Origin of the sequence: Halobacillus seohaensis (assembly GCF_042663045.1) — a bacterium.
GTDB classification, from domain to species: domain Bacteria; phylum Bacillota; class Bacilli; order Bacillales; family Halobacillaceae; genus Halobacillus_A; species Halobacillus_A seohaensis.
Map to the genome: position 1 here is coordinate 1 of NZ_JBHSZV010000036.1, position 4,028 is coordinate 4,028.

4 protein-coding genes are annotated in these 4,028 nt (G+C 36.6%); all 4 read right to left on the reverse strand.

Features of this window, described 5'->3' with window-relative positions; translation table 11 throughout:
* Positions 1-697: 697 nt before the first annotated feature.
* The 4 genes from ACFQIC_RS14295 to ACFQIC_RS14310 all read right to left on the reverse strand — a co-directional run bounded on the left by ACFQIC_RS14295 (position 698) and on the right by ACFQIC_RS14310 (position 3,641).
* The gene (locus ACFQIC_RS14295) at positions 698-856 is read right to left on the reverse strand and encodes a hypothetical protein (RefSeq protein ID WP_204711659.1); all 159 of its coding nucleotides are present in this window, start codon (positions 854-856) and stop codon (positions 698-700) included.
* Between the two features lie 163 nt (positions 857-1,019).
* Positions 1,020-1,718: a Na-translocating system protein MpsC family protein gene (locus ACFQIC_RS14300; protein WP_204711661.1), complete on the reverse strand. Its 699-nt coding sequence runs from the start codon at positions 1,716-1,718 to the stop codon at positions 1,020-1,022.
* Between the two features lie 98 nt (positions 1,719-1,816).
* On the reverse strand, positions 1,817-2,092 hold the full coding sequence (locus ACFQIC_RS14305) for a four-helix bundle copper-binding protein (RefSeq protein WP_204711663.1): 276 nt from the start codon (positions 2,090-2,092) through the stop codon (positions 1,817-1,819).
* A gap of 628 nt (positions 2,093-2,720) precedes the next feature.
* On the reverse strand, positions 2,721-3,641 hold the full coding sequence (locus ACFQIC_RS14310) for a DUF4349 domain-containing protein (protein ID WP_204711665.1): 921 nt from the start codon (positions 3,639-3,641) through the stop codon (positions 2,721-2,723).
* Positions 3,642-4,028: the final 387 nt, after the last annotated feature.

The window sequence follows — 4,028 nt, forward strand, 5'->3', positions numbered from 1 at the left end:
CCTACCCTTGTAAAACCATTTCCAAATGTACATTACAGGTTAATTTGATGTCCTAAGTGGAACATTTCAATGGCAATAATTACACAGCCCCACGATTCTCACATATGAAGCTTCTGCTCACGTGAAGATGCTTCCGTTCTCCTCACAAAGCAAGAAGGTCCGGGAAATCGCAATGAACGAATCCCCCCCCGGCATAGGAGAATATGTCTTACCTATGCTATAGAATAGAGCATCACCACCCCACACGATCCTCACGTATGAAGCTTCTGCTCACGTGAAGATGTTTCCGTTCTCCTCGCGAAAGCAAGAAGGTCCGGGAAATTGCGAGACTCCTGTGGGATGAACATGATCAGTGAGATCCCGCAAGGCGTAGCCTGAGGAAGCTCACCACATGCCCACGGAAAGCGAGTGATTTCCCGGACCTTCTAACGCCATCCTTTGTAACGGAAACCACCGTATAAATCAGGACAATGATTAACAAATGTTTTGTTATTAGAGGCTGCAATTCACTATAAAATGGGGATGATAATTTCCAGTAAAGTGTGTCAGTTATTTTAGCAGAAACTGTTTCATTTTAAATGACGGTCACAAAAAACAACGCAGGGGTCGCATTGGGTTATCCCAACCAAGTATTCAATAGTACCTAAGAGACTATAAAACTAGGCTGCATTTTTTGCTTAGCCTAGTTTACAAAATCCTATTCACTCTTCATAATAGAAAACTTATAACTAGCCGCCCATCTATGTTCTTGTTTTACTCTGTTAATAAATTGTTTAGCTTCTTCATAGTTTGTAAATATTATTTCTTTATTATCTTTGGCAAATTCAATCGTGGTTTTTCTCTTGTTATATGCCATTATTTTATAGCTCATGATAACTTCCTTCCTCTCCCTATAGTTAATTACCACCGATAGGCAATGATAAAATAGTAGTTAAAACAATATTTCCACAAAAAAAAGCCGAAAAGGATTGTATCCTCTTCGGCTTATGTCTAGCTCTATTGTCTAGCTCATTTCCACCTTACGATTTCTTCGGTTTTAAAATAATAATGATGTGACTCTTATCTAAATCAAAATCCCAATCTACAAAAGTGTCAATAACCGGTGTCCCTAGAATTGTTTCAATAACTTTAGCGTCCAACATCCTTTTCTCAAGGCGTCTCTTGCTCAGACGAAGAGACTCTCGAAATCCTGAACGAATCAGTTCTTTTTCAATTTCTACAAGAATGCCCATGCGTTCAATGATAAGCGTTCTTGAATTCAGATAAAGCGAGTCGACTAGTTCTGGAACTTTTTCCGCTTGTTCACTTACCTTAATAATTTCATCTTGAATCTCGAGTTTATGTGGATAATCAGGAAATTCAGAGTGCTCTTTTACCTCCTGATCCTCTTTCATTACCCCAACTAATATTCCAGTACGATTCGAAAGCGACCAATCATAGTAAATATTTTCGACATGAATATCAGCTGTTACTCGTAAAGTGGCTTTAATTTCAGGAAGTAACTCTTTCATAAGAAGATCCCGGTTTTCTTCTATTTTCATAAAATTTCTCTGGCCTATTAAGACCTTTTCCATTGGTGCTAAAAATTCACTAAGATAAATCGTTATGAACGGATGTTTAATTGAAACGTAAACAGAAGAAGGTCCCTTTCCAAAATTATCTCTAAACAACCTTCCTGTATAACTTGCTACCTCTGCTTGAACTGATTTTTCTTCCATAGATTTCATTCCTTTTTGAAACGGCGAAGTGACCGTCACGTAGTATTCATGACCTTTGTTCCACTAATCTATAGAATTAAAACTTGGTTAATACTCTACTATTTTAAAGACGCATGTAGTTCCTCACATAGAATCGTATTGGCCATACAAAATTTAGTCATTTCTTGGATCTCTGAATCCTTCAATTCTGCTAACTCGTTAACACAATTCCGACATATCCTAACACATTCCTCCGTTATTTCTTCAGCGATTGGTGAACCATCTTCTATAACATCTTTTGCATGTTGATAAGCTTTCATACTTTTTTTTGCAAAATGTATGGCTCTTAGTAATTGTAAAGACTTCGATTGGTTTTTTTCATTCATCTGCTTCATTTTCAGTTGATCCTCCAAATTTTCCCATTAAAAAAAGCCAAAAAAGATTTAGGATCTTTTTTGGCTAACGTCTAGCTCTATAGTCTAGCACATTTCTACCAATTAATATTTTGTTATTAGTATTCATTTCAACTGCTTTATTATATAGAGAAAGTATTATGCCTTTCTCCTATCAAGTATTCTAACCCGATCTTCCTTTTATGAAAAGGGGTAAATGTGAAAAAATGAGAATTCTGTTCATTTAAGCCTTTCTTAAAGCCCGACGTTCTGCATAAGAGACACAATTAAAGCATACGGGTACCTTGTTCCCTAGGTCATCCAAATAGTAACTCGGCTTTTGGGCTTTCTTTTTACAAATAAAACATTGTTGTTGTTGAAACAACTTTTTTATAAAATTCGCCATAGAATTCATCCTTTAAAAATGATCTTCAAGAATTGTAAATGGTATTTAAATAATGAATCAAGTTAAAAAACTTCTAACTTCCTAGGAAATGCCTAACTAGGTATGATGCTAACTTCCTTTATTTTGATGAACTCTAAAAATATGAAGAAAGGAATAGATGAGCCCACACCTTCTAGATTTGGATTAAAGCATGACACGCTCATCCTCTATCCCCTGTCAGCTTACCTACTCTTGATCTAGTTGAGTTTTTTTCTTTCTTCTAATAATCCAAAATACTATTCCACAGATAACAGCTAAAGGCACAAGCACTGGTAAATTACCTACAAAAAAGACAAATAGCCCTGAGAACGTTGAGATGATGAAGTTAATACTCTTTAAAAATTGCTGTTTTGTTTGCTCCCAAGTATTTAAATCTTCGCCAGCAATGCGTACATTGTTTTCTTGAATACTGATGGTGACCGTGGCTAATTCCGTTTTATTTTCTAAGTAATTCATTCTTCCTTGTACTTCTTCGATTTCATCTTGAACAGTTGCCAAATCATTGGAAATCTTTAATAGATCCTCTGTTTTTTCTGCTTGTTCCATAAATGAAAGTAAACGTTCTTCTACTACTTTTTTAGATTCCATACGTGACTCAAGATCCACGAATTCCTCTGTTACATCTTGACCTGAAACAGAGCTATCAAGAACTTTGCTGCTGTCTTCTTCTACAAGATCAATAAATTCTCGAAACTCTCCTTGAGGGATTCTAGCAGTGATTTGACCGCTAGTCGAACCATCTTCTCTGGATCCTGACATATGGGACTCTACAATGTAGCCATTACGCTCGGCTACCTGAGTCTGAATATCATTAATCGTTGTTTGAAAATCTTTAACTTCAATTTGTAAATTAGCATTATAAATCACTTTACGATCTGAGCGACTAGCCTCATCTAAGTTCGCTTCGGAATCCTCATTTTGAGAAGCAGACTTTTCCGACTCGTTTGGTGCGCCAGCGAATTCACTGCTTTCTTGTTCGGCGACCGCACCTTCTTCAGAACTGGTTTCGGCTTGATCATTTGATTCACTAGTTTCTGAATCACTGCTACAAGCGGTTGCCATCAAGAAGAAACTTAATACAAATATCATTGCCCACAATTTCCTCATAGTAATTGACCCCCGATCTGCTCCAACCTTAAGCTGGAACATTTTTTCTCATTAGATTAGACGATAGTTATTGAAAAAAGTTACTAATAACTTTAATAAGCTGAAATTTTTATAATTAAGCCTAACCTCTGAAAAATTGAGCCAAAAAGCCGATTTGCTAGATATACGGTCGAAATTTTCCGAGGCACTGAAAACTGATAAATTTAAGAAGATTAATAAGAACCTAGTTGTTGCTCATGCCACCGCAGCCTGAATACACTTTCCGCGGGGATGGGGGAGGCCACTGAAAAAGTCCGGTAAATTTTAAGAAAAGCAAATCCCTGAAAATTCTATCCCCATTTTCAGTTTATAAATTAGGGGTAAATTGGACTTAATCCTCCACTTTGA